Genomic DNA, 23,938 nt, shown 5'->3' with positions numbered 1-23,938 from the left:
GGATATCCGTACGGTCATGACCTCGGAGATCCCCGACACGCTGGACCAGGCCATAGCGCGCAGCCAGGGTCTCGACCCCCTGCTGCGTGACCTGACCGACCGCGCGGTCGCGCACGTACCCGGCGCGGACGCGTGCTCGGTGACGGTGCGCCGCGCCGACCGGCTGATGACCCTGGCGGGCAGCTCGGGCCTGCCCGCCGGGCTGGATCTACGGCAGTACGAGAACGGCTCGGGCCCCTGCGTGGACGCCGCCGAGACGGGGTGCCCGCAGTACGCCCCCGACCTGGCCACGGAGACCCGCTGGCCCACGTACACGGAGTACGCGCTGGCCACCGGCGTGCGCTGCGTACTGGCGCTGCCGCTGCCCGTCCGGGGCGAGACGGGAGCCGCGCTCAACCTCTACGGCCTGGAGCCGGGTTCGCTGGCCGAGGGACGCGAAGCGGCCCGCACCTTCGCGGTGCGGGCCGCGGACGCGGTGAACGAGGCCCTGCGCCTGGAGCGGCAGCAGGCGTCGGCGGCCGACGTGCGCACCGCCCTGCTCTCCCGCAGCGTCATCGACCAGGCGGTCGGCATCCTCATGGCCCGGGAGCGGATCGACGCGCACGACGCCATGGAGCGACTGCGGCGGGCCTCGCAGCACACCAACGTCAAGCTCCGGGACCTGTGCGACGAACTGGTCGCCCGGGCGTCCGGCGGCGCCTCACGCCGTCGGCAGTGACTCCCCCTGGACCGCCTGGATGTCCAGCTCGACCCTGAGGGTCGTGCCGATGGCGGCGATGCCGGCCTGGAGGACCTGGTTGTAGTTCATGGCGAAGTCCTCGCGCCGCAGTTCCGTGGTCGCGCGGAACGCCGCCCGGGTGCCGCCCCACGGGTCGGCGCCGGTGCCGAGGTACGACAGGTCCAGGTCGACCGGGCGGACCACGCCGTGCAGGCCCAGCTCGCCGTGGACGGTCCAGCGGTCCTGGCCGGCCTGCGTCACTCCCGTGGAGCGGTAGGTGATGTCCGGGAACCGCTCCACGTCCAGGAAGTCGCCGGAGCGCAGGTGGGTGTCGCGCATGCCGTTGCCGGTGTCGATGGAGGCCGCCCGGATCACCGCCTCCACCCGGGACTTGGTGACGTCGTCCGGCGCGATCTCGACCACGCCCGAGAAGTCCGTGAACCGGCCGTGCACGCTGGAGATGCCCAGGTGCTGGGCGACCGCGGCCACGCTGGAGTGCGCCGGGTCGACGGTCCACGGCCCGGGCGGCGGCAGTTCGGTGCCGCCCTGGCGGGCCAGCGTCACGGTGCCGACCTCGGCCCGGCCGCTCGCGGTGACGATCGCGCTGGACGCGGCGGGCGCGTAGCCGACGGCCGTGACGATGACGGTGTACGCCCCCGGCGTCAGCGGGGTGGTGTCCCGCACGGCGCCCTCGGTGTCCGCCTCGGCGCGCAGCACCTGTGCGCCGGTCATGTCGGTCACCGTGACGACCGCGTGCGACACGGCCCATCCGTCCCGCGTTCGGATCCTCGCGGTCAGTCCCATCCCGTTTTCTCCCTGCAAAAGCTCAGAAAGTGGTCGTGAAGAAACCGGCCCGTGGTGGGCGGGCGCACCTCCGCTCAGAGCGCGCACGCCACCACGGGCCGGGGACTCGCTACTCGCCGGGGTGGGCGAGCTCGATGTCGTGGCCGTCGGCACCCGGGCCGGCGACCGTCAGGGCCGTCGCCACCGGCGGGTAGCCGGTCGCGATGACGGTGTACTCACCGGCGTCCAGGTCGGTGAAGGCGTACGCCCCGTCCGCACCGGTGGTGGCCGTGCCGACCACGTTGCCCGCGGCGTCGACCAGGGTGACGCGGGCGTCGGCCAGCGGACCGTGCGGCGCCCGCACGACACCCTGGACCTGCGCCCCGGCCTGGAGGTCGACCTCGACCCGGGTGACGCCGGTGCCGCCCACCTCGACGGGCAGCGCGCGCGGCCGGTAGCCGGCGGCGTTGACCGCGACGGTCACCGTGCCGGGCACCAGCTCGGCGAAGGAGAACTCGCCCTGCTCACCGGTGGCGGCGGTGGCCAGCAGGTCCCCGCGCACGTCGGTCACGATCACCATGGCGTCCTTGACCGGCAGCCCGTTCTCCACGGCCCGGACCAGGCCGTTCAGGCCGCTGGTGCCGCTGAGCAGGATGTCGTAGGCGACCGGCTCGTCGTTCACGACGATCGTCGAGGCCTGCGGCTGGAAGCCGTCGGCGGAGGCGATCAGGACGTACGAACCCGCGCTCGGCGCGTCGATCCCGTAGGAGCCGTCGGCCTGGGCGACCGAGCGCCCCAGCTGCCGGCCCGCCAGCGAGATCAGCGTGACGGCGGCCTGCGGGACCGGGGCGGACTCGGCGCCGCGGACGAAGCCGCGGACCGCGATGCCGCCGGAGACGGGCGCCTGCGGCTCACCGGAGCCGGTCGCCGTGGCGACGGCGGCGAGTCGCTGCGTGGCCTCGGGCCGGGTGCCCGGGTCGGTGGACGACACGGCGGCCGTCACACCGGCCGGAACCGGCTCGTCGGCGACCCGGGTGGCCTCGGCCGGGGCGGGAGCCGCCGGGGAGGCGGTGCCGGTGGTGGCCTCGGCGGCCTGGGCGAGCGCGCCGGAGGTGCGCAACGGGACCTCCTTGATGAAGAGGGTGACGAGGAACGCCAGCAGGGCGATCGGGGCGACGATCAGGAAGATGTCGGCGATGCCGTGGCCGTAGGCGCTCTCCAGCCACTCGCGGATGCCGTGGGGCAGCAGGTCCATGTCGGGGATCGAGCCGCCGCCGGAGGCCTTGGCGGCCGCCGCCTGCTCCTGCGGGCTGAGCGAGCCGATGGTGTCCGAGGCGTAGTGGCTGATCCGGGTCGACATCACGGAGCCGAGCACCGAGACGCCCACCGCGCCGCCGAGGGACCGGAAGAAGGTCACGACCGAGGAGGCCGCACCCAGGTCGCTCGGGGCCACCTGGTTCTGCGTGCACAGGACCAGGTTCTGCATCATCATGCCGACGCCGAGGCCCATCAGCGCCATGTAGATCCCGATGTGCCAGTAGGGGGTGTCGTAGCGCATGGTGCCGAGCAGGCCGAGGCCCGCCGTCAGCAGCACACCGCCGGCCAGCAGCCAGCCCTTCCACTTGCCGGTCTTGGTGATGATCTGACCGGAGACCGTGGACGAGACGAACAGGCCGCCGATCATCGGGATGGTCATGACGCCCGACATGGTCGGGGACTTGTCCCGGGCCAGCTGGAAGTACTGGCTGAAGTAGACGGTGCCCGCGAACATCGCGATACCGACGAACAGCGAGGCCAGCGAGGCCAGCGTGATGGTGCGGTTGCGGAACAGGCGCAGCGGGATGATCGGCTCGCTGGCCTTCGACTCGACGAGCAGGAAGAGCAGCGTCAGGACGATCGCGCCGCCGACCATGGCGCCGGTCTGCCAGGACATCCAGTCGTACTTGTCGTCCGCGAAGGTCACCCAGACGAGCAGCAGGCAGACGGCCGCGGTGACGAAGAAGGCGCCGGCCCAGTCGACCTTGACCTTCCGCTTGACCACGGGCAGGTGCAGCGTCTTCTGCAGGACGATCAGCGCGAGGATCGCGAAGGGCACGCCGACGTAGAGGCACCAGCGCCAGCCGAGCCAGCTGGTGTCGGTGATGACGCCGCCGAGCAGCGGACCGCCGACGGTCGCGACCGCGAAGGTGGCGCCCAGGTAGCCGGAGTAGCGCCCGCGCTCGCGCGGGGAGATCATCGCGGCCATGATGATCTGCGCCAGGGCGGACAGACCGCCGGCGCCCAGGCCCTGGATGGCCCGCGCGGTGATCAGCATCGCGGGGTTCTGCGACAGACCGGCCACGACGGAGCCGATGACGTAGACGATCAGGGCTATCTGGACCAGGGCCTTCTTGCTGACCAGGTCCGCGAGCTTGCCCCACAGCGGGGTGGAGGCGGTCATCGTCAGCAGCGAGGCGGTGACGACCCAGGTGTAGGCGCTCTGGCCGCCACCGAGGTCACCGATGATCTCGGGCAGTGCGTTGGTGACGATGGTCGAGGACAGGATGGCGCAGAACATGCCGAGCAGCAGCCCGGACAGCGCTTCCATGATCTGCCGGTGCGTCATCGGAGCGTCTCCGGTGGAGCCTCCCCCGTGCTTGGCATGAGCCCGCACACCGGCTGGTGTGGTCGTTGCCATGGACTTCCTTTGCTTACGTGGTGATCGCGGGTGTACGGGTGGTCTTCTCGACCTCGGTCGGTGCGGCTGCCCGTGTCTGGGGCGACCGGCAGTCGTCGAAGCTCGCCCTCAGCCTGGTCATGAGCCGGGTGAGCTGGCCGACCTCCTCGTCGGTCCAGTCGCTGAGGCGGTGGGCCAGCAGCTGCGTCGTCCGCTCGGACAGCTCGTCCAGCTGGGCCTGGCCCTCGGGCGTCAGGCGCAGGATGCGCGAGCGTTTGTCCGCCGGGTCGGGGGAGCGTTCGATCCAGCCCCGGTCGGCGATGTGCGCGACGTGGCGGCTGGTCACCGACATGTCCACGGCGAGCAGCTCCGCGAGCTTGCTCATGCGCATGTCGCCATGGCGGCCGAGCAGTGTCAGCACGGCGGCGGAACCGCCGGGGCACTCGGCCGGCAGGATCCGGCTCATCTCCCGTTTCACGGCGCCGAAGGCGCTGAACTGGCGGATCAGCTCCTCGTACTGCGCCCTCTCGGCCATGCGCACCTCCCGCTTTGTTGCTTAGGGCAACCATAGGAGCGGTTGGTTGCTACAGGCAAATAAAAACGGGCGCCTCGGCATAAAAAGTTGGCAAAGGCAAGTATTGCGAACGTAAACGTGCAGGTGGCGAACGGTGAACGGCGGGGAGGTGGCGCGGGAGCCCCGCACTTGGGCCGCATCCGCGGATTCGCTAGTGTCTCGGCCCATGGCTAACAACCAGGGCCCCCAGGGCAATTACGACCCCGCAGGCAGCACCCAGATGTTCCGCGCGTTCGTCGACGACGCCCCCCAGACCCGGCAGGCGGCCCCGGCAGCCTCCTCCGGACCCCGCATCGGCCTGATCGCCGGCATCGTGGCCGCCGTGGTGATCGTCGCGGCCGTGGCCTGGCTGGCGCTGTCGTAGGGCCGGCGCGGAGAGGTACCCACGGACGACGGCGACCGCCGCGGCACCCCCGAGGTGCCGCGGCGGTCGCCGTCCTGTCCGAGCCGGACTCAGTCCGAGATCAGGCCCTCGCGCAGCTGCGCCAGGGTGCGGGTCAGCAGCCGGGAGACGTGCATCTGCGAGATGCCGACCTCCTCGCCGATCTGCGACTGGGTCATGTTGGCGAAGAAGCGCAGCATGATGATCCGCCGCTCCCGGGGCGGCAGCTTGGCCAGCAGCGGCTTGAGGGACTCGCGGTACTCCACGCCCTCCAGGGCCGTGTCCTCGTAGCCGAGGCGGTCCGCCAGCGAGCCCTCGCCGCCGTCGTCCTCCGGGGCCGGTGAGTCCAATGAGGAGGCGGTGTAGGCGTTGCCCACCGCGAGGCCGTCGACGACGTCCTCCTCGGACACGCCCAGCACGGTGGCCAGCTCGCCGACGGTCGGGGAGCGGTCCAGCTTCTGGGAGAGGTCGTCGCTGGCCTTCGTCAGGGCCAGGCGCAGCTCCTGGAGGCGGCGCGGCACGCGCACCGACCACGAGGTGTCGCGGAAGAACCGCTTGATCTCGCCGACCACCGTCGGCATCGCGAACGTCGGGAACTCCACACCCCGTTCGCAGTCGAAGCGGTCGATCGCCTTGATCAGGCCGATGGTGCCGACCTGGACGATGTCCTCCATCGGCTCGTTGCGGGAGCGGAAGCGCGCGGCGGCGTAACGCACCAGCGGGAGGTTGAGCTCGATCAGGGTGTCCCGGACGTAGGCACGTTCGGGGCTGTTCTCGTCGAGGGCGGCGAGCCGCAGGAACAGGGAGCGGGACAGGGTGCGGGTGTCGATGGCCCCCGGGGCCGGAAGGGCCTGGGCCGGCACGGCGTCGAGGGTCGGTACGGCTTCGACGGCCTGCACGTCATCGACGGAGTCGATGGGGCCGACGGGGCCGAGTGCCTCGATCGTGTCGGGCGCGGTCTCGCTCTCCGCGAGCGCGAGCACCTTCGAGCTGCCCTGGTCTGCGGACATGCCACCCCCTTTGGGTCGCGGGACGGTCGCGGCACACGCTCCCACGCCGGGAACGCAGCCTTCACCTGAATACCGGAGCCGGAGCTCCGGCAAACGCGTCTCCGGCAGAATGTCACATGTCGGCAACGCGCTGTAGTGACATGTCGACATCCAAGACGCGAAAACCCCCTGGAAACAGGGGGTCTGACGGCCTTTCGGCTCGATTCCGCCCACAACGTCCCTGGTGAGCGATTCGCTCGTCACGGTGACCCGTCGCTCGCGCCTTCGATTGTGCGTCGAGGCGCTTTCGAGACTACGCCTCGATCCGGTTCGCCGACCTCAACCGCTGGAAACTGCGCGCCAGCAGCCGGGAGACGTGCATCTGGGAGACGCCGAGTTCCGCGCTGATCTGCGACTGGGTGAGGTTGCTGTAGTAGCGCAGCAGCAGGATGCGCTGTTCGCGTTCGGGGAGCTGGACGAGCAGGTGCCGGACCAGGTCGCGGTGTTCGACGCCGTCGAGGGCGGGGTCCTCGTAGCCGAGCCGGTCGAGCAGTCCGGGCAGCCCGTCGCCCTCCTGGGCGGCCTCCAGCGAGGTGGCGTGGTAGGACCGTCCCGCCTCGATGCAGGACAGCACCTCCTCCTCGCTGATGCGCAGCCGCTCGGCGATCTCGGCGGTCGTCGGGGAGCGCCCGAAGGCGGTGGTGAGGTCCTCGGTGGCGCTGTTGACCTGCACCCACAGCTCGTGCAGCCGGCGCGGTACGTGCACCGTGCGGACGTTGTCGCGGAAGTACCGCTTGATCTCGCCGACGACGGTCGGCATCGCGAACGTGGGGAACTGCACGCCCCGTTCCGGGTCGAAGCGGTCGATGGCGTTGATGAGCCCGATGGTGCCGACCTGGACGACGTCCTCCATCGGCTCGTTGCGGGAGCGGAAGCGGGCGGCGGCGTAGCGCACCAGCGGGAGGTTGGCCTCGATGAGCGCCGCCCGTACCCGGTCGTGCTCCGGAGTGCCCGGCGTCAGGCCCTTCAGCTGACCGAAGAGCACCTGGGTCAGCGCCCGGGTGTCGGCGCCCCGGCTGCGCTGCGGCGAGGGCTCCTGCGGGGGCTCCGGCGAGGGCGGCTCGGGGGCCTGGGCGGGCGTGGGAGGCTCCGAGGTCTGGGCGGGTGGTGCGGGCAACTCCTGGGCCCGGGCGGGCGGTGCGGCGGGCTCCGGGGCCTGGGCGGGCGGTGCGGGCGGTGCTTGAGGCGCAGTACTGGCCGGCACGGTCAACTCCACCTCGTGATCTGTCAACTCTTCCGTCACTCATCCGTCAAAAGCGGTCATAGCATCACAAGACATGTGCACTGTGTGCAAGCACCTCATAACGTCGTGTTGAGTGAACGCAGAGGGGCGCGGAAGAGGCGGACGGCCGTGAACGCGAAGCGGCCCCGCACCTGTCGGGTGCGGGGCCGCTCCGTACGGCGGTACCGGAGGTCCCTAGAACTCGTAGTCGGCGATCACCCAGGTGGCGAACTCCCGCCACAGCGCGACGCCCGCCTGGTGCGCGGGATGGTCGAGGTAGCGCTTGAGGGCGTCGGCGTCGTCCACGGCGGAGTTGATGGCGAAGTCGTAGGCGATGGGCCGGTCGCTGATGTTCCAGGCGCATTCCCAGAAGCGCAGCTCCTCGATCCGGCCGCCGAGCGACCGGAAGGCCTCGACGCCCTCCACGACGCGCGGGTCGTCGCGCTCCACGCCGTCGTTGAGCTTGAACAGCACCAGGTGGCGGATCATCACTTTCCTCCGTTGGCAGCCCAGGTCATGAAGTCGCCGACGGCGCCCGCGGCGTCGGAGATGCCCTGGAAACCTATCTGGACGTAGTCGGCGGCCTTCGCCGGGTCCGTGATGATCACATACAGCACGAAGACCACGAGTGCGTAGACGGCGATCTTCTTCGCGTTCACCGCCACCGCGGCCTCCCCTGTCCCTTGATGCACGCCTTTCGATCGCTCATGATCGCACGAAGGGCCCCGTCTTTCGACGGGGCCCTTCAAGAGCGGTAGCGGAGGGATTTGAACCCTCGGTGACTTGCGCCACACTCGCTTTCGAGGCGAGCTCCTTCGGCCGCTCGGACACGCTACCGAGAGAGACCTTACAGCACGGTGCGGCGTGCTCCGAAATCGGAATCCGGCGGGCGTCAGCGGTCGCGGAAGAAGTCCGTGAGCAGCCGGGCGCACTCGTCGGCCAGGACGCCCTCGATCACTTCGGGGCGGTGGTTGAGCCGCCGGTCGCGCACGACGTCCCACAGGGATCCGGCCGCGCCCGCCTTGTCGTCGCGGGCGCCGTAGACGACGCGGTCCACGCGGGACTGCACCAGTGCGCCCGCGCACATCGTGCACGGCTCCAGGGTGACGACGAGCGTGCAGCCGGACAGCCGCCACTCGCCCGCCGCCGCGGCGGCCCGCCGGACGGCGAGGACCTCGGCGTGGGCGGTGGGGTCGCCGGTGGCCTCGCGTTCGTTGTGCCCGGCCGCCAGCACGGTCCGGCCGTCCGGCGCCAGCACCACGGCGCCCACGGGGACGTCCCCGTCCCGCGCCGCCCGTCCGGCCTCGGCCAGGGCGAGCCGCATCGCGGCCCGCCACCGGTCACGTACGGGATCGGGCGGTACGGAGTGGTCGGGCCGTGCCCTCTCCGGTGTCGTCCCCGGTGCCGGGCTGCCCGGGCCCTCCTCGGCCGGCGCGGTCAGCGGACGGTCTCCAGGACCTCGGAGGCACCCAGGGCCTCGGCGATCTCACCGACCGCGTCCCCGGACATCGAGCGCAGTTCCTTCTCGCTCAGCCCGAGGTCGTCGAGGACCTCGGCGTCACCGACCGGCCCGTGCGGCACGGCCTCCGCGGTGCCGGCGGCGGCGTCACCGCCGTCGGCACCGTCCTCGTCCTCGTCGTCGGACTCACCGTCCTCCGTACCGTCGAGGTCGAGGGCGTCGAGGTCGGCGCCGTCGTCACCGGGGTCCCGGCCGAGCAGCTCGTCGGTGAGCAGGATCTCGCCGTAGCTGCTGCGGGCGGCCGCGGCAGCGTCCGAAACGTAGATACGGGGGTCCTCCTCGCCGTCCACCCGGACGACTCCGAACCACGCGTCCTCCTGCTCGATCAGCACGAGCACCGTGTCCTCGTCGGGAGAGGCTTCCCGGGCCAGGTCGGCCAGATCCGACAGGGTCTCCACATCGTCGAGCTCAGTGTCGCTCGCTACCCATCCGTCTTCGGTGCGCGCGAGCAGTGCGGCGAAGTACACCGTGACTCTCCCACTGGTCATAGGCGTGCCGGTTGGGGGTCCCCCCGGCGGAGGCTGCGGGTGGGGGAGCGGTGCTCCGAGCCCACCCACTCGGAATCGTGGCAGAAACAAGGCCCTCAGGGGATGTCTTCGGCGCCCTGTGTCCGGCAGTTTCGATCCACCTCCCGGGAGTACCTACCCGGGTGGCCGTCCATCAGCGCTCTCGTCGCCGCCACGTGCGGATCGTACGCGGATTCCCGCCGCGCCCGCGTACGCCGCCGCCGTGACGTCGGCGCGGCGTGGGATCCGCCCCCGGCCGGGCCGGGGGTTACCAGCGGAAGGTGCGCATGCGCATGGCGTGGCGCAGCCGGGCGGTCTTGGCGCGGCGCGGCTGCACGCGGTCCCGCAGTTCCCGGGCCTCCGCGAGGTCGCGCAGGAACTGGGCCCGTCGCCGACGGCGTTCGGCCTCCCGTTCCGGCTCCGTACTCCGCTCCGTCCCGCGCGTCGTCCCCGGCTCGTCGCCGGGGGACGGCGTGTTGTGGAAGTCCCGGTCAGGCACAGTCTCACCACCCAGCGTCCGTCCCTTCCCCCTTCCCCGGGCCGGGGGGTTTGACGCCCGCGGACGAGCGCGGCCGTGTGCGGGGCCCGTCCGCGGGCGCGGGGACGCCGGCCCCATGGGGCCCGGTTACTGTGGTGGACATGCGTCTCCACGTCGTCGACCACCCTCTGGTCGCCCACAAGCTCACCACGCTGCGCGACCAGCGCACCGACTCCGCGACCTTCCGCCGTCTCGCCGACGAGCTGGTCACCCTGCTCGCCTACGAGGCCACGCGCGACGTGCGCACCGAACAGGTCGACATCCACACGCCGGTCTCGCAGACCACCGGCGTCAAGCTCTCCCACCCGCGCCCCCTGGTGGTGCCGATCCTGCGCGCCGGTCTCGGCATGCTCGACGGCATGGTCCGGCTGCTGCCGACCGCCGAGGTGGGCTTCCTCGGGATGATCCGCAACGAGGAGACGCTGCAGGCCTCCACGTACGCCACCCGTATGCCGGAGGATCTCTCCGGACGCCAGGTGTACGTCCTGGACCCGATGCTGGCCACGGGCGGCACCCTGGTCGCCTCGATCCAGGAGCTCATCAAGCGCGGCGCCGACGACGTGACGGCGGTGGTGCTGCTCGCCGCTCCCGAGGGCGTCGAACTCATGGAGCGCGAGCTGGCCGGCACCCCGGTGACGGTCGTGACGGCCTCGGTCGACGAGCGGCTCAACGAGCACGGCTACATCGTGCCGGGCCTCGGCGACGCGGGGGACCGGATGTACGGGTCGGCCGAGTAGTAGGCCGCTCCCGCTCCTCCGGCTGCCTCAGCAGCTCTTCTTCTCCGCGGCGGTCGTCGTGCGCGGCGCGCTCAGCCTCGCCAGCGCCGCGTCGGCGTCCGCCCGCCGCGCCAGTTCCCTGAAGCCGTCGCCGATGATCAGGTCGACGGCGGTGCCCTTGCGGGCCGCCTCGCCACGGCGTTCGGCCCCGGGAAGCTGGGTGCCGAGCACGGGCAGCGCGCTCTTCAGGGACGCGGCCGGGCCGAGCAGGACGCCGGCGCCCTTGACCTTCTTGTCGTACTCCTTGGGCGCGTTGCCCACGTCGCCGACGCGGAAGCCGCGCTTCTTCAGCTCGTCGGCCGTCTTCTGGGCCAGGCCGCCGCGGGTCGTGGCGTTGAGCACGTTGACGGTGACCTGGGCCGGCTTCGGCACGGCCACGGCGGCGGGCGAGGGACTCGCCTTCGCGACGGTCGTCCGGCAGTCCGCTCCGGCCCCGATCGCGGAGGCCTTGTCACCGCCGGTGAAGACGTCGATGAGCTGCAGCGTGCCCCAGCCGAGCAGCCCCAGCACGGTGACGCAGGCGACGGCGGCCACCGCGAACCTGCCGCGCCGTCGGGCCGGTCGCATCCGCGGGTACTTGTCCCCCGTGATCTTGTACTGGCCGCCCATGCCAGGGGGAGTGAGCATGCTCATGAGCGCAGCGTAGTGCGCCCGGGCGGCGATGCCTATTAGATGATCAGCAGGCGTTCCGAGGTTCACCGCAATGCAACCCGAAAGGGTCAAGCGGGAAGGGCACGGGGCCTTCGAGGGCGCCGGTCAGTCGAGTTCGAGGACCCGCGCGTGCAGCACCTGACGCTGCTGGAGCGCCGCGCGCACCGCGCGGTGCAGGCCGTCCTCCAGGTACAGGTCGCCCTGCCACTTCACGACGTGCGCGAAGAGGTCGCCGTAGAAGGTGGAGTCCTCGGCGAGGAGTGTCTCCAGGTCGAGCTGGCCCTTGGTCGTCACGAGCTGATCGAGGCGGACCGGGCGCGGCGCGACGTCCGCCCACTGCCGGGTGCTCTCCCGGCCGTGGTCGGGGTACGGCCGGCCGTTTCCGATGCGCTTGAAGATCACACGGAAAGCCTACCGGCCGAGACGCGGCGGGCGCAGCCATGGCGCCGCAGTGCGGCGCCGGAAATGACGCCGTAAACGGGGCAAACGGGGAGGGCGGCCGGCGAGGGACCACCTCGTCGGCGTACTCGTGCGCGCCGGCGGGCGTTCCGTCGGCGCGCTGCTGGCGTGCTGCTGGCGTGCTGTCGGCGTGCCGCCGGGCGTGCTGTCGGCGGCGGAGCCGGTACCGGACCCGCCCCGCCGCGGGGCCGCCGCGTCAGTCACGTCCCCCTTCTCGCGCGGGCGGCCGGGGTTCGCTCGGGGCCTGCGGGCCGCCGGTGCGGGACTCGGGGGTGCGGCGGGCGGCCTCGGCGCGCAGGAGGGCGCGCAGGACGGCGTAGGGGTCGTCGAGCATGGGTGGGCTCCTCGTTCCGTGTTCCGTGTTCCGTGGCGGGGCGCTCCGCGTGCGGGCGGAGGGCCGGTGGACCGGCGCGGCGGGCCGGTCCGGCCCCGTCAGCAGCGCAGGACCACGGAGCGCGGGCCGCGCGAGGCGGGCGGCGGTCCGGCCACGACGGAGGGCGGGAGCGTGTGGGGGCCGGGGACGCGGAGGCCGGCCGACGGGGCCGACCGGGTGACGACGGCGCGGCGGCCGCCGCGGGCAGGTGTGCGCAGGGCGGTGTCGAGGTGGTCGTACTCGCCGGCCGCGCCGCCGCCCGTGGTTCCCCCGCTCACGCCGGCCGCCGCGGCGACCGGCGGGGCCTGGGCCGTCGCGTGCGTGCACGGCACGACCAGGGCGAGCAGCAGGACCAGGACCCGCAGACAGGCCGTGCGGCGGCGCGAGGAGCGTACGGGCCTTCCCGCGCGCGCCGTCCGAGCGGTGCGCGCCGTCCGACCCGCGCGCGCCGTCCGTCCGGCGCGTGCGGCGCGGACGGTGGTGGCGGTGGCGGCGCGGACGGTGGCGTGCGGTGCGGGACTCACGGCAGGTCGTGTCCCCTCCGGGCGCGCACCGGCCGTCGAGCCGGCACGAGAACCCCTCGCGCGGCGCGGGGCCGGTCGGCGCGGGCGGCGTTCACAGCGTGCGCGGAACCCGGTCGGCGCGCCCGCGCAGGCGCACCGACGTGACGATCTCGACCACGCCGACGGCGACGAGCCACCAGCCGCCGATCAGCATGAGGACGGCGGCCGATTCGACCGGCGAGTCGATCAGGACGATGCCGGCGGCCACGGTGACCACGCCGAGGAACACGTGCCAGCCACGCGCGGGCATCGCGGGATCGTGGACCGCGGCCACGATCTGGGTCACGCCCCGGAAGAGCCAGCCGATGCCGATCCACAGGGCGAGGAGCAGCACCGACTGCAGCGGGCCGCGGAAGCAGAACAGGCCGAGCAGGATCGACACGGCGCCGCTGATGAAGGCGAGGACCCGCAGGGAGGTCGTCCGGTGCGTGCCGAAGGCGGCGGCCAGTTGGAGGACGCCGCTGACCACGAGGTAGAGGCCGAAGAGCACCCCGGCGGCGCGCAGCGAGGCACCCGGCCAGACCAGGACCAGCACGCCCAGGACGAGCGAGGCGGCCCCGGTGAGCAGCACGGTCCGCCAGGCGGTGCGGGACAGCAGGTGCAGGGGCCCTTCGAGGGCCGGTTCGGGCTCGTGCGGCCCGGCGGTCGGCGTGCGCGTGCCGTGCCGGGCGTGCACCCCGCGATCGTCGTACGGCTGTCCCCCGGGGGACCCGCTCGGTGGCTCGGTCATGCTCCATGCTGGGAGCGCCCCCACGGGCCCTGCCACCTGAGACGGTCCACCGGACTGATGCGGCCCGTGCCGCCCCCTCCGCCGCGGGGTGCCACCTGCGGCGGAGCGTGCCGCCCCCCCCCCGGTACCGCCTCGGACCGGCGACGGCGGCCCGCCCCCGCGCCAGGCGGCGGGGCGGGAACGCGGGCCCGTGCCGTCGGCCGCTGCCGCCGGGTCCGTTCGGGGCGTCGTGGGCGGTCCGGCTACTTGTCGGCGGCCTTCGCGGCCTTCGCCGCCTTGGCCGCCGCCTTCATCTCCTGCTTGTGGGCGCGCACCTTGGTCAGGGACTCCGGCCCGGTGATGTCGGCGACGGACCGGAAGGAGCCGGAGTCACCGTAGTCGCCCGCCGCCTCGCGCCAGCCCTCGGGGCGGACGCCGAGCTGCTTGCCGAGCAGGGCGAGGAAGATCTGGGCCTTCTGCCTGCCGAAGCCCGGCAGTTCCTGGAGCCGCTTCAGCAGCTCCTTGCCGCTGTCCACGCCCCGCCAGACCGCCTCGGCGTCACCGTCGTAGGTGTCGACGAGGTACCGGCACAGCTGCTGGACGCGGCCCGCCATGGACCCCGGGTAGCGGTGCACGGCCGGCTTCTCGGAGAGCAGGGCGGCGAAGGCCTCCGGGTCGTGGGCCGCGATGTCGTGCGCGTCCAGGTCCTCCGCCCCCATGCGCCGGGCGATGGTCGACGGGCCCTTGAACGCCCACTCCATGGGAACTTGCTGGTCGAGCAGCATGCCGACCAGCGCGGCGAGCGGACTGCGGCCGAGGAGCTCGTCGGCCTCCGGGTCCTGGGCGAGGTGAAGTGTGACGTCCATGCCCCGATGATCGCGCGTGCGGAACCGGGGCGCTCGCCGGTCCCCGGGGAGAACGTGCGTCACGCGTGGGCCCCGGGGTGAACGTGCGTCACGCGCGGGTCCCCGGGGAGAACGCGCGACCCGCACCGGTCCCCGGGTGAGGGCGCGTGCGGGCTCAGGTCGCGCGCCAGTACCCCAGCGCGTTCACCCGCTGCTTGGGCACGCCCAGCTCCTTGCGGGCGAACGCCGCCAGCGCCCGTGTCGTCGCCGTGTCGCAGGCGATCCAGACGTACGGCTCGGGGGTGGCCCGCAGCAGCTCCGGCAGGGCCTCCTTCACCTGGGCGACCAGATGGGCACCCGCGTCGCGGCGCGGGACCGTGCGGACCTCGTGCCGGGCGGGGTCGGTGCGGAAGGGCAGGCCGTCGTCCGCGCCGCCGCCCTCGAACCAGATCGTCGCGGGGACGGGTCCCAGCGCGTCCAGGAGCGAGTTGAGGGCGGGCAGGGACGCCGGGTCCGCGACCGCGAAGAGGCGTGAGGGCAGCGGCTGCGGCACCTCGAAGCCGGTGCCCTGGACCGTCGCCTCGACGGTGTCTCCCGGCTTCGCCGCCCGGGCCCAGTCGCTGGCGCACCCCTCGTGCAGCGCGAACTCCATGCCGAAGGTGCCGGTCGCCGGGTCGGGGTCGACCAGCGTGTAGGCCCGCTGGTGCGGCTTGCCCGCGTCGTCGAACCACAGCCGCACCCACATCGTGGGGTGGACGCCGGTCGCCGCCAGCATGCCGCCGTCGGCCAGACGCAGCCGCCGGAAGTCCGGAGTCACGTCCTCCACGTCCGTCACCGTGAACTCGAAGTCCTTGCCCCGCATCAGCTTGAGGACCGCGCCCTCCCAACCCCGCCCCTGCCTCATCTTTTCTTCACCCTTCACGTACTATTCGGCCACGACTCAAGACTTAGGTGAGCCTAACCTAAAGGAAAGTAGAGGCACAGGGGTGAGCGCCGAGACCTACCGCGACGCCTGGGGAATCCCGCACCTGCGCGCGGGCAGCGTGGGCGAACTCGCCCGCGCCCAGGGCCGGGTGACCGCCCGCGACCGGGCCTGGCAGCTGGAGGTCGAGCGGCACCGCGCCCAGGGCACCTCCGCGTCCTTCCTCGGACCCGAGGCCCTGTCGTGGGACCGGTTCGCCCGGCGGGCCCGGCTCGCCGACACCGCCCGCCGCTGCTTCACCGCCCTGGCGGAGAACGACCCGGAGACGGCCGCCTGGGTGCGGTCGTACGTGGACGGTGTCAACGAGGGGCTGGCCGAAAAGGAACCCTCCCCCGAGTTCGCGCGCACCGGCCTCGCCCCCGGCCGCTGGGAGCCCTGGACGCCGCTCGGCGTCTGGCTCGCCACGCACGTCCTCTTCGCCGGCTTCCCCGCCAAGCTCTGGCGCGAGCACATCACCGCGCACCTCGGTCCGGAGGCCGTCGCGCTCTTCGCCACCGACGGCCCCGGCACCGCCGGCAGCAACGGGTGGCTGGTGAGCGGCGAGCGGACCGTCACCGGGCACGCGGTCATCGCCGGCGACCCGCACCGCTGGATCGAGGACCCCGGCGTCTACCAGCAGATCCACCTGTCCTGCCCGGAGTTCGACGTCGTCGGCCTCGCCGTGCCCGGCGTCCCCGGCATCGCCCACTTCGGCCACACCGGCACGGTCGCCTGGGCCATCACCAACGCCATGGCCGACTACCAGGACCTCTACCGCGAGCGACTGCGCCGCACCGGCGCCGGTGTCGAGGCACTCGGCCCCGACGGAGCCTGGCACCGCGCCGCCCGGCACACCGAGACGATCGACGTCGCCGGGGAGGGGACCGCCGAGGTCGAGGTCATCGAGACCGACCGCGGCCCGGTGATCGCCGGCGGCCCCGAGGGTCTCGACGACGGCACCCCGGCCGCCCTCAGCCTGCGTTACCCGCCCCGCGTCACCGGCGACCTCGGTTTCGGCGCTCTGCTGCCGCTGTTGCGGGCCCGCCGGGTCGCCGACGTGGACCGCGCCCTGGACGCGTGGGCGGAACCGGTCAACGTCGTGCAGGCCGCCGACACCGAGGGCGGGCTGCTGCACCGGGTCGCGGGGCGCGTGCCGGTACGGGCCGAGTCCAACCGCCTGCGCCCGGTGCCCGCGTGGGAGCCCGGCCACGCGTGGGACGGCTGGCACACCCCGCCCCGCGCCGGACTCGCCGACGGCGTCGCCGTGATGGCCAACCAGCGCGGGCCGGCCGCCCCGCTCGGCGTCGAGTTCGCCCCGCCGCACCGCGCCGACCGCATCGCCGCCCTGCTCGCCGGGAAGGAGCACTGGTCGGCCGCCGACATGTCCGCCATCCACACCGACACCCACCTCGGCTCGGCCGGCCCCCTCCTGCACCACCTGGCCGCCCTGGAGGACCTGTCCCCCGAGGCCGCCGCCCTCCGCGGGCGCCTCCTCGCCTGGGACCGGCGCATGGACGCCGACAGCACCGACGCCGCGGTCTACGCCGCCGTACGCGGAGCGGTCGTACGGCGGCTGGCGGCCCACCCGTCCCTCGCCCCCGCCGCCGTGCCGCCCGCCTATCCCGAGGTGCTCCAGCCGTGGCTCGCGCTGCTGCCGCGCGTGGGACACGCCCTCGAACACCTGCTGCGCGCCGAGGACCTGTACGGCATCGACCGCGCCGCGGCGGTCCGCGACGCGCTGGAGGAGGTGGCCGCACGGCCGCCCGCCGGCACCTGGGGCGACACCCACCGCCTCGCCCCCTGGCGCGCGCTGCCGGCCACCCCCCGGACGGGGGAACCGGGCCCGTCCGGCCCGTCCGGAGAACCGGGCCCGGCCGAAGAGGCCGTCCCGTCCCAAGACGCCGTCCCGTCCCAAGACGCCGGCCCGGCCGAGGAGCCGGGCCTGTCCGGGGACCACGACTGCGTGCTGTGCACCTCCGCCGTGCCCGGCCTCACCGACCGCGCCGCACGCGGCCCCGCCGCCCGGTACGTCTGGGACCTGGCCGACCGGCAGGACAGCAGCTGGGTGGTGCCGCACGGTGCCTGCGGCGTCCCCGGCTCGCCCCACCACCGCGACCAGCAGCCCCTGTGGCTCGAAGGCGGACTCGCCCCGGTGATCACCGACTTCGACCGGCTCACGAAGGAAACCGATGTCTGATCCGTACGCCTCCCGCACCGCCGTCCACGAGCAGGACCTGGACGGCTTCGGTACCGTCCGCCTCCTCCCCCTCGACGCCGCCGCGGACGCCGCCGTGATCCACCGCTGGGTGAGCGAGGAGCGCGCCGCGTTCTGGGGCATGAACGGCCTGACGCGCAGCCAGGTCGCCGACGTCTACGCCCACATGGACACGCTCGACACGCACCACGCCTTCCTGGTGGTGAAGGACGGCGAACCGGCCGCGCTGCTCCAGACCTACGACCCCGAGGCCGACCGGGTGAGCGAGTGCTACGACGTCGAGCCCGGCGACATCGGCGTCCACCTGCTGCTCGCCCCCGCCGGGACCAAGGGCGCCCGGCCCGGCTGGACGGCCGCGCTGGCGGCGGCCCTCATGGCGTACGTCCTGCTGGGCCTGGACCGGCGACGGATCGTGGTCGACCCGGACGTGGCCAACGACAAGGCGATCGCCCGCTTCCTCAAGCAGGGCTTCACCGCGGGACCGGCGGTCGTCCTGCCCGAGATCGACCTGCCGGACGTGTACCTGCCGGAGAAGAAGGCGCAACTCGCCTTCCTCCGCCGGGAGGTAGCCTTCCCGGCGTGACGCCGCCCCCGCCGACCGCCGAGGACCTGATCGCGCACTTCGGGCTGGAGCCCATCCCCCGCGAGGGCGGCCTGTTCCGACGCACCTGGGCCGGGCCCGAACGCCCGGACGGACGCCCCGAGGGCTCGGCCATCGTCGCCCTGCTGACCGCCCGCCCGGACGACTTCTCCGCCCTGCACCGCCTGCCCGCCGACGAGGTCTGGCACTTCTACCTCGGCGATCCGCTGGAGCTGCTGCTCCTCGACCCGGGCGGCGGCGCGCGTACGGCCGTGCTCGGAGCGGACGTCCTCGGCGGGCAGCACGTGCAGTTCACCGTCCCGGCCGGGACCTGGATGGGCGGCCGGGTGGCGGCGGGCGGCGCGTGGTCGCTCTTCGGCTGCACGATGGCGCCCGGCTTCACCTACGGGGACTACGTGCACGGTGACGCGGCCGCCCTCACGGCGCGCTACCCCGCCGAGGCCGCGCGGATCGTGGAACTGTGCCGCCCATGAACCTGCTCGACGGTCAGACGGCGCTCGTCACGGGCGCGGGGGGCGGCATCGGCCGGGGCATCGCGCTGCGGTTCGCCGAGGAGGGCGCGGCGGTCGCGGTGCACTGCCGTACGGCCGTGGCGGCGGCCCGGGAGGTGGCCGGGCTGATCCGGGAGCGCGGCGGCCGTGCGGTGGTGCTGCGGGCCGACCTCACCGACGAGGTCGCCTGCCGGCGCCTGCTGGAGGAGGCCGCCGACTGGGGCGGCGGACGGTTGACGGCGCTGGTCAACAACGCGGGCGTGCAGCCCTCGCGGGATCTGGCCGCCCTGACGGCGGACGAGTGGCGCACGGTGGTGGACACCAACCTCACCAGCGTCTTCGCCTGCACCCAGGCCGCCGCCGGCATCATGCGCGCCCAGGACGGCGGCGGCTCGGTCACCCACATCGCCTCCATCGAGGCGCGCGCTCCCGCTCCCGCCCACGCGCACTACGGCGCCTCCAAGGCCGCGGTGGTGATGCACGCCCGTTCGGCGGCCCTGGAGTACGGGCCGTGGGGTGTCCGCGTCAACACGGTCTCGCCGGGCCTCGTCGACCGGGAGGGGCTCGCCGAGAGCTGGCCGGAGGGCGTACGGCGGTGGCGGGAGGCGGCGCCCGCGCGGCGGCTGGGGCGCCCGGAGGACGTCGGTGACGCGTGCGTGTTCCTCGCGTCGCGGCTGGCCTCCTGGATCACCGGACACGACCTCGTGGTGGACGGCGGGGTGACGGCCCGCCCGTCCTGGTGAGAAACCGCGCCGCGTCCGGTGAGCGCGGTGCCCGCCGCGTCCGTACGTATCGCCGAGGCAGTGGGTCCCCGACGACGGAGATGCGACGTGAGGCGTGGTGGCGGAGTGCGCACCGGAGCCCGGGAACGACCGGGCCGGCGACGGATCCGGGCGTCCCTGCTGCTGGGCACCGTACTGGTCCTGCTCGTCCTCGGCGGCGCGGGACCGGCGTCCGCGCACGCCGCCCTGCGCTCCACCGACCCCGAGGACGGCACCGTCCTCCCGCGGGCGCCGCGCCACGTCACCCTGACCTTCACCGAGTCCGTCGGCCTGCGCGACGACTCCTTCCGCGTCCTCGACCCCGGCGGCCACCGGGTGCGCACGGCGGAGGCCGGACGCGCGGACGGCCGTGCCGACACGGCCCGCGTCACGCTCTCCGGCGAGCTCGGCGACGGCACGTACACCGTGGCCTGGCGTGTGGTGTCGGCGGACAGCCACCCCGTCTCCGGCGCCTTCACCTTCTCGGTCGGCAAGCCCTCCGCGACGACGGCGCCGGTGGACACCGGACCCACCGAGGACCCGCTGACCGCCACCCTCCACAAGATCGCCCGCTTCCTCTCCTACCTGGCCGCCACCCTGCTCATCGGCACGGCCGCCTTCGTCGCCCTGTGCCGCCCGCCGGACCGCGCCCCGCTGCGCCGGCCGCTGCTGGCGGGCTGGTGGACGCTGCTGGGGGCCACCCTCGCCCTGCTGGTGCTGCGGGCGCCGTACGAGGCGGGGCTGGGGCCCTCGGCGGCCCTCGACGCCGGTGCCCTCGGCGACACCCTCACGTCGCGGCCCGGAGCGCTGCTCCTGGTCAGGCTGGTGCTGCTCGTGCCGGTCGCGCTGCTCCTCCTGCGCGCGGGCCGGGCGCAGGAGCGCTCGGAACGCGCCCCGCTGTCCGCCGCCCTGGGCGGCGTGACGGCCGTCGGCCTCGCCCTGACCTGGGCCGGCGCGGAGCACGCGTCCGCCGGCATCCAGGTGCCGCTGGCGATGACGTCGTCCGTGCTGCACCTGCTGGCGACCGCGGTGTGGCTCGGCGGCCTGGTGGCCCTGCTCGCGACCCTGCGCGGCCACCCGGACGGCGCCACGGTCGCCCGTTTCTCCCGGGTCGCCCTCACTTCCGTGACCGTCCTGGTCGTCACCGGCGTCTACCAGTCCTGGCGCGGCCTCGGTTCCTGGACGGCGCTGACCGGGACGCCGTACGGCAGGCTGCTGCTCGCCAAGCTGACCCTGGTGGCCGTGCTGCTGGCCGCGGCGGCGGTCTCCCGGCGGTGGACCTCCGCCCTGGTCACAGGGGGGACGGTGGCAGACGCGGAGGCGGACGCACGCGGACGGGAGCGCGAGCCCCTGCCCGCACGGACCGTGGCGCCGGAACCGGTGCCGGTGCCGGTGGGCGGGCCGCCGTCGCGGCTGCCGGGGCCGCCGGAGCCGATGCCCTCGGAGCCGATGCCGTCCAAACCGATGCCGCGGGAGTCGATGCCGTCGGAGGCCGATCCGCTGCCCGCCCGGGATGCCGCCCATGCCCGGGGGCTGCGCCGGTCGGTGTTGGCCGAGGCCGTCGTCGCGGGCGTCGTCCTGATGGTCACGACCGTGCTCACCGCCACCCTGCCGGGCCGGGCGGCGGACGAGGCCGCGCGGTCCGTACCGGCGGGAGGCGTGCTGCCCGCGTCCGTCACCACGATCCCCTTCGACGTGGGCCCCTCCGGCCGGGGCACCGTCCAGATCACCCTGGACCCCGGCCGCAGCGGCGACAACGCCGTGCAGGCCGTCGTCTTCGGCCCCGACGGCAGCCTGGCCGCCGTACCCGAACTGCGTCTGTCCTTCACGCTGCCCGACCGCGGGGTCGGTCCGATCCACGCGGAACTCGTCGACCGGGGCGGCTACTGGAGCGCCAACTCCCTCACCGTGCCCCTGCCCGGCACCTGGACGATGAGGACGACGGTCCGGGTGTCGGAGATCGACCAGGTGACCGAGTCGAGGCGGATACGGATCGAGCGGTAGCGGTACGCATTCCGCGTCCCCGTACCGGCAACGTCGAAGGGCCCCCTGTTTCCAGGGGGCCCTTCGACTTCGTGCCCGGTGAGGCACTGGCGGAGGATACGAGATTCGAACTCGTGAGGGGTTGCCCCCAACACGCTTTCCAACTGTCCGCATGGCCGTCCGGCGGTGTTCGCCGGGGTCCGCGCGGCAGGTCAGAGCAGGTGCTCGGACGGCGGTGAACTGGGGCGGCCGTAAGCGCACTGGACAAAGACGAGGACAAGAACCGGTGTCGTGCACCCACCTCCACGGCTCGGCACTTGGTGCACAGGGGAAACTGTGCTCGCACAAGAAGGGACGTGGGATCATCGTCACCATGCCAAACCCGGATGTCGCCACTCGAACACTGACCGTTGCTGGGCTCTTCGCCGGCATTGGCGGAGTCGAGCTCGGGCTCAAGGCGGCAGGCATGCAGACCAAGCTGCTCTGCGAGTGGTGGGAGCCCGCCCAGGCCGTCTTGCAGCGGCAGTTTCCGGGCATCCCACTGCACGACGACATCCAGACCCTGCCAGCGCTTCCCGATGTGGATGTGGTGACGGCCGGTTTCCCTTGCACGGACCTGTCACAGGCCGGACGGACGGCTGGCATCCATGGGGAAGCGTCTGGGATGGTCAAACACCTCATCAAGCTCCTAGGCGACGCCTCACCGCAGTGGGTGGTCATCGAGAACGTACGAAACATGCTGGCGCTGGACCGCGGCACAGCCATGGAGTACCTGGTTGGCGAGTTCGAGCGGCTCGGCTACACATGGGCGTACCGACTCGTTGACTCCCGCTTCACAGGCGTACCGCAGCGACGTCAGCGTGTGATCTTCGTCGCTTCCCGTACGGAAAATCCCTGCTCGGTGCTCTTCGCGGATGACGCAGGCGAACGCGCTGAGAGCGACTACCGCGAGGACGCTTTCGGGTTCTACTGGACCGAAGGCAACACCGGCCTGGGTTGGGCGCAGGACGCGCTCCCCACCCTCAAGGGGGGGTCGGGCCTCGGCATCCCGTCGGCGCCGGCCATGTGGGTACGCGAGGCCGAACCGGGGCGGGCCATCCTGACGCCGAGAATTGAGGACGCTGAAGCGTTGCAAGGCTTTCCTCGAGGCTGGACTGAGCCTGCGCTTAGCAAAGCGAAGCCAGGCGTCAGGTGGAAGCTGGTAGGTAACGCCGTCACCGTCGGCGTCTCCGAGTGGCTGGGGCGCCGCCTAGTCGACCCCGGCACGTACGACGACTCAAGCCAGGAACTGCTGGTGAAGGGGATGCGCTGGCCCACGGCTGCCTGGGGCAGCGCGAGCCAGCGATGGTCCGTCCCCATGAGCTTGTGGCCTGAGACCCACAGGTATCAGCACCTCTTGGACGTGATCGACGTGGACGAGGCTGCTCCACTGAGCCTTCGTGCCACAACAGGCTTTCACGGCCGACTCCTCAGGAGTCGACTCCGCTACCCACAAGCCTTCTCGGATGCGCTCAAGCTGCATGCAGAGCAGATGTCCAGCCCTGTGCCTGCCTAGCAGAGCAGCCCAAACGAGGGCTCAGGGCTCATCCCGCCGTTCTTCGTCTGAGCGGTGGGATGAGCACTGGAGGACGAGCCGTGTGTCCCCTGATGAGGCGTCAGTGGCAGGCCGGCGGAGCGATAGGGTGCCCCCGAAAGGGGTGGGTCTTGGAAGCCGTCGACATTCTCACAAGGAGCCTCAGTAAGGCCGTTCCCATCAATGGCCAGATGCTCCAGTACCACGGTCGCAGCGACCGGCACGGCCAGCTCATCTGCTGGGGAATCCTCTTCGACCTGATGCTGACGAGTGACTTGCTGCGCTGGCACGTGGAGTCAGGCAAGGTGGTCTTCGGCATCAATCACACGCTGAGGAGCTTCTCACCGGAGAAGAAGAAGCGCCTCGACTTGGTGCTGTGCCGTCCGAAGGCCGGCGCCCCTGTCCCGAGGAGGCCCCAAACCCTCCACACGCTCGTGGACAAGCACGGCATCGAGCTCACTCCCAGACAGTGGGGGCTGCTGCAGGACTTGCCTGTGATCACAGAGGGGCCGGTCGGCAGCGTCCTTGTGGCGCTTGAGGCGAAGGCGTGCATGACCGAGCACATCAAGGCGCTCCCGCGACTCTACGACGAGCTGAACTCAAGCCATCAGATCGTGCATGGCCACTCAAGTCAGGCCCTCTCGATCGGCTTCTTCATGGTCAATGCGGCCGAAGAGTTCCATAGCCCGACGAACACTGCGAAACCGGGACCAAACAAGCACAGGCAGCCCCACGCGCTGAGGAGAGCAGTCGCACAGGTCACTGATCTCCCTCGCCGTAGCCATCACAGCTCCCAGGGCTTTGACGGGTTGGGGATCGTGGTGGTGGACATGGTCAACGACGGCGTTAGTCCATGCACGCTGGTTACGGCCCCTCCGGCTCCTGCGGAGGACGATGTCCTGCATTACGACTCGATGGTGCAGCGCATGGCCCACGAGTACGACACCCGCTTCTCCATGATCTGACGCATCGAGCCGCACCGTGTCGTCGGCAAGCCGACGACACGGCCTCGCCTGATGTGCGCCAGGCC

General features: G+C 72.6%; 27 protein-coding genes and 1 tRNA gene. 10 read left to right on the top strand and 18 right to left on the bottom strand.

All coding sequences use genetic code 11. From position 1 onward, the window contains the following. Window positions 1–16 precede the first annotated feature (16 nt). Window positions 17–718: a GAF and ANTAR domain-containing protein gene (locus SAM23877_RS17325; RefSeq protein WP_053133654.1), complete on the top strand. Its 702-nt coding sequence runs from the start codon at window positions 17–19 to the stop codon at window positions 716–718. Here SAM23877_RS17325 and SAM23877_RS17320 read toward each other — a convergent pair. The 3 genes from SAM23877_RS17320 to SAM23877_RS17310 form a co-directional block, all read right to left on the bottom strand. Further along, complete coding sequence (locus SAM23877_RS17320) at window positions 701–1,522, bottom strand: YceI family protein (RefSeq protein ID WP_053133651.1); 822 nt, start codon at window positions 1,520–1,522, stop codon at window positions 701–703. The two genes, SAM23877_RS17325 and SAM23877_RS17320, sit on opposite strands and share 18 nt — an antisense overlap. Before the next feature lie 109 nt (window positions 1,523–1,631). After that, window positions 1,632–4,106 (bottom strand): MFS transporter, encoded by a 2,475-nt coding sequence (locus SAM23877_RS17315; protein ID WP_053133649.1) that lies wholly within the window; start codon window positions 4,104–4,106, stop codon window positions 1,632–1,634. Window positions 4,107–4,191: 85 nt separating this feature from the next. Further along, window positions 4,192–4,692 carry a MarR family winged helix-turn-helix transcriptional regulator gene (locus SAM23877_RS17310; protein ID WP_053133646.1) on the bottom strand — a complete coding sequence of 167 codons (501 nt, stop codon included), beginning with the start codon at window positions 4,690–4,692 and terminating at the stop codon, window positions 4,192–4,194. Between the two features lie 205 nt (window positions 4,693–4,897). Between SAM23877_RS17310 and SAM23877_RS17305 the strand changes: the two genes are divergently transcribed. Then, window positions 4,898–5,095, top strand: coding sequence for a hypothetical protein (locus tag SAM23877_RS17305; protein ID WP_053133643.1), 198 nt, complete (start codon window positions 4,898–4,900; stop codon window positions 5,093–5,095). Between the two features lie 89 nt (window positions 5,096–5,184). Here SAM23877_RS17305 and SAM23877_RS17300 read toward each other — a convergent pair whose 3' ends face one another. The 8 genes from SAM23877_RS17300 to SAM23877_RS17270 all read right to left on the bottom strand — a co-directional run bounded on the left by SAM23877_RS17300 (window position 5,185) and on the right by SAM23877_RS17270 (window position 9,908). After that, on the bottom strand, window positions 5,185–6,123 hold the full coding sequence (locus tag SAM23877_RS17300) for an RNA polymerase sigma factor SigF (protein ID WP_053133640.1): 939 nt from the start codon (window positions 6,121–6,123) through the stop codon (window positions 5,185–5,187). 292 nt (window positions 6,124–6,415) lie between these two features. Then, a complete protein-coding gene (locus tag SAM23877_RS17295; RefSeq protein WP_053142577.1) occupies window positions 6,416–7,366 on the bottom strand; it encodes an RNA polymerase sigma factor SigF in 951 nt (316 codons plus the stop codon). Window positions 7,367–7,579: 213 nt separating this feature from the next. Beyond that, entirely contained in the window at window positions 7,580–7,873 is a 294-nt protein-coding gene (locus tag SAM23877_RS17290; protein WP_053133637.1) for a Dabb family protein, read from the bottom strand. Continuing rightward, complete coding sequence (locus tag SAM23877_RS40265) at window positions 7,873–8,049, bottom strand: hypothetical protein (RefSeq protein ID WP_030979209.1); 177 nt, start codon at window positions 8,047–8,049, stop codon at window positions 7,873–7,875. Before SAM23877_RS40265 ends, SAM23877_RS17290 begins: the two co-directional genes overlap by 1 nt. Window positions 8,050–8,136: 87 nt before the next feature. After that, window positions 8,137–8,221, bottom strand: a tRNA-Ser gene (locus tag SAM23877_RS17285). Window positions 8,222–8,276: 55 nt separating this feature from the next. Continuing rightward, window positions 8,277–8,708 carry a tRNA adenosine(34) deaminase TadA gene (gene tadA, locus SAM23877_RS17280; protein ID WP_053133634.1) on the bottom strand — a complete coding sequence of 144 codons (432 nt, stop codon included), beginning with the start codon at window positions 8,706–8,708 and terminating at the stop codon, window positions 8,277–8,279. Between the two features lie 113 nt (window positions 8,709–8,821). Beyond that, window positions 8,822–9,370 carry a tRNA adenosine deaminase-associated protein gene (locus SAM23877_RS17275; RefSeq protein ID WP_053133632.1) on the bottom strand — a complete coding sequence of 183 codons (549 nt, stop codon included), beginning with the start codon at window positions 9,368–9,370 and terminating at the stop codon, window positions 8,822–8,824. A gap of 307 nt (window positions 9,371–9,677) precedes the next feature. After that, window positions 9,678–9,908, bottom strand: a complete 231-nt coding sequence (locus tag SAM23877_RS17270) for a hypothetical protein (protein WP_053133630.1) — start codon at window positions 9,906–9,908, stop codon at window positions 9,678–9,680. 140 nt (window positions 9,909–10,048) lie between these two features. Here SAM23877_RS17270 and upp point away from each other — a divergent pair, with 140 nt between their 5' ends. Continuing rightward, window positions 10,049–10,684, top strand: coding sequence for a uracil phosphoribosyltransferase (upp, locus tag SAM23877_RS17265; RefSeq protein ID WP_053142575.1), 636 nt, complete (start codon window positions 10,049–10,051; stop codon window positions 10,682–10,684). Between the two features lie 27 nt (window positions 10,685–10,711). On the opposite strand, the gene SAM23877_RS17260 is transcribed toward upp, so the two are convergent. The 7 genes from SAM23877_RS17260 to SAM23877_RS17235 form a co-directional block, all read right to left on the bottom strand. Continuing rightward, a complete protein-coding gene (locus SAM23877_RS17260) occupies window positions 10,712–11,332 on the bottom strand; it encodes a LytR C-terminal domain-containing protein (RefSeq protein WP_053133628.1) in 621 nt (206 codons plus the stop codon). A 147-nt stretch (window positions 11,333–11,479) separates the two neighbouring features. Next, window positions 11,480–11,776, bottom strand: a complete 297-nt coding sequence (locus SAM23877_RS17255) for a type II toxin-antitoxin system VapB family antitoxin (RefSeq protein ID WP_003999914.1) — start codon at window positions 11,774–11,776, stop codon at window positions 11,480–11,482. A gap of 253 nt (window positions 11,777–12,029) precedes the next feature. Continuing rightward, entirely contained in the window at window positions 12,030–12,167 is a 138-nt protein-coding gene (locus SAM23877_RS40260; protein WP_167355234.1) for a hypothetical protein, read from the bottom strand. A 98-nt stretch (window positions 12,168–12,265) separates the two neighbouring features. Beyond that, window positions 12,266–12,730, bottom strand: a complete 465-nt coding sequence (locus SAM23877_RS17250) for a hypothetical protein (protein ID WP_244902956.1) — start codon at window positions 12,728–12,730, stop codon at window positions 12,266–12,268. 91 nt (window positions 12,731–12,821) lie between these two features. Then, the gene (locus SAM23877_RS17245; RefSeq protein ID WP_053133624.1) at window positions 12,822–13,499 is read right to left on the bottom strand and encodes an HdeD family acid-resistance protein; all 678 of its coding nucleotides are present in this window, start codon (window positions 13,497–13,499) and stop codon (window positions 12,822–12,824) included. A 242-nt stretch (window positions 13,500–13,741) separates the two neighbouring features. Beyond that, window positions 13,742–14,344 (bottom strand): HhH-GPD-type base excision DNA repair protein, encoded by a 603-nt coding sequence (locus tag SAM23877_RS17240; protein ID WP_053133621.1) that lies wholly within the window; start codon window positions 14,342–14,344, stop codon window positions 13,742–13,744. Window positions 14,345–14,498: 154 nt separating this feature from the next. Continuing rightward, window positions 14,499–15,227, bottom strand: coding sequence for a siderophore-interacting protein (locus SAM23877_RS17235; protein WP_053133618.1), 729 nt, complete (start codon window positions 15,225–15,227; stop codon window positions 14,499–14,501). Between the two features lie 82 nt (window positions 15,228–15,309). On the opposite strand from SAM23877_RS17235, the gene SAM23877_RS17230 reads away from it, so the two are divergent. From SAM23877_RS17230 to SAM23877_RS17200, 7 genes are all read left to right on the top strand, one after another. Continuing rightward, window positions 15,310–17,481, top strand: a complete 2,172-nt coding sequence (locus SAM23877_RS17230; protein WP_053133615.1) for a penicillin acylase family protein — start codon at window positions 15,310–15,312, stop codon at window positions 17,479–17,481. Further along, complete coding sequence (locus SAM23877_RS17225) at window positions 17,474–18,082, top strand: GNAT family N-acetyltransferase (protein WP_053133611.1); 609 nt, start codon at window positions 17,474–17,476, stop codon at window positions 18,080–18,082. Before SAM23877_RS17230 ends, SAM23877_RS17225 begins: the two co-directional genes overlap by 8 nt. Beyond that, window positions 18,079–18,573 carry a cupin domain-containing protein gene (locus SAM23877_RS17220; RefSeq protein WP_053133608.1) on the top strand — a complete coding sequence of 165 codons (495 nt, stop codon included), beginning with the start codon at window positions 18,079–18,081 and terminating at the stop codon, window positions 18,571–18,573. Before SAM23877_RS17225 ends, SAM23877_RS17220 begins: the two co-directional genes overlap by 4 nt. After that, complete coding sequence (locus SAM23877_RS17215; protein WP_053133604.1) at window positions 18,570–19,334, top strand: SDR family NAD(P)-dependent oxidoreductase; 765 nt, start codon at window positions 18,570–18,572, stop codon at window positions 19,332–19,334. The genes SAM23877_RS17220 and SAM23877_RS17215 overlap by 4 nt, the downstream gene beginning before the upstream one ends. Window positions 19,335–19,490: 156 nt before the next feature. After that, complete coding sequence (locus tag SAM23877_RS17210) at window positions 19,491–21,356, top strand: copper resistance CopC/CopD family protein (protein ID WP_053142571.1); 1,866 nt, start codon at window positions 19,491–19,493, stop codon at window positions 21,354–21,356. A 352-nt stretch (window positions 21,357–21,708) separates the two neighbouring features. Then, window positions 21,709–22,890, top strand: coding sequence for a DNA cytosine methyltransferase (locus SAM23877_RS17205; protein WP_053133601.1), 1,182 nt, complete (start codon window positions 21,709–21,711; stop codon window positions 22,888–22,890). Window positions 22,891–23,039: 149 nt separating this feature from the next. Beyond that, on the top strand, window positions 23,040–23,873 hold the full coding sequence (locus SAM23877_RS17200; protein WP_159041983.1) for a hypothetical protein: 834 nt from the start codon (window positions 23,040–23,042) through the stop codon (window positions 23,871–23,873). The last annotated feature ends 65 nt before the right edge of the window (window positions 23,874–23,938 follow it).

This window comes from Streptomyces ambofaciens ATCC 23877 (genome assembly GCF_001267885.1).
In the GTDB taxonomy this organism is placed as follows: domain Bacteria; phylum Actinomycetota; class Actinomycetes; order Streptomycetales; family Streptomycetaceae; genus Streptomyces; species Streptomyces ambofaciens.
Note: the sequence above shows the minus strand (reverse complement) of the source record. Positions and strands in the feature narration are given on the sequence as shown.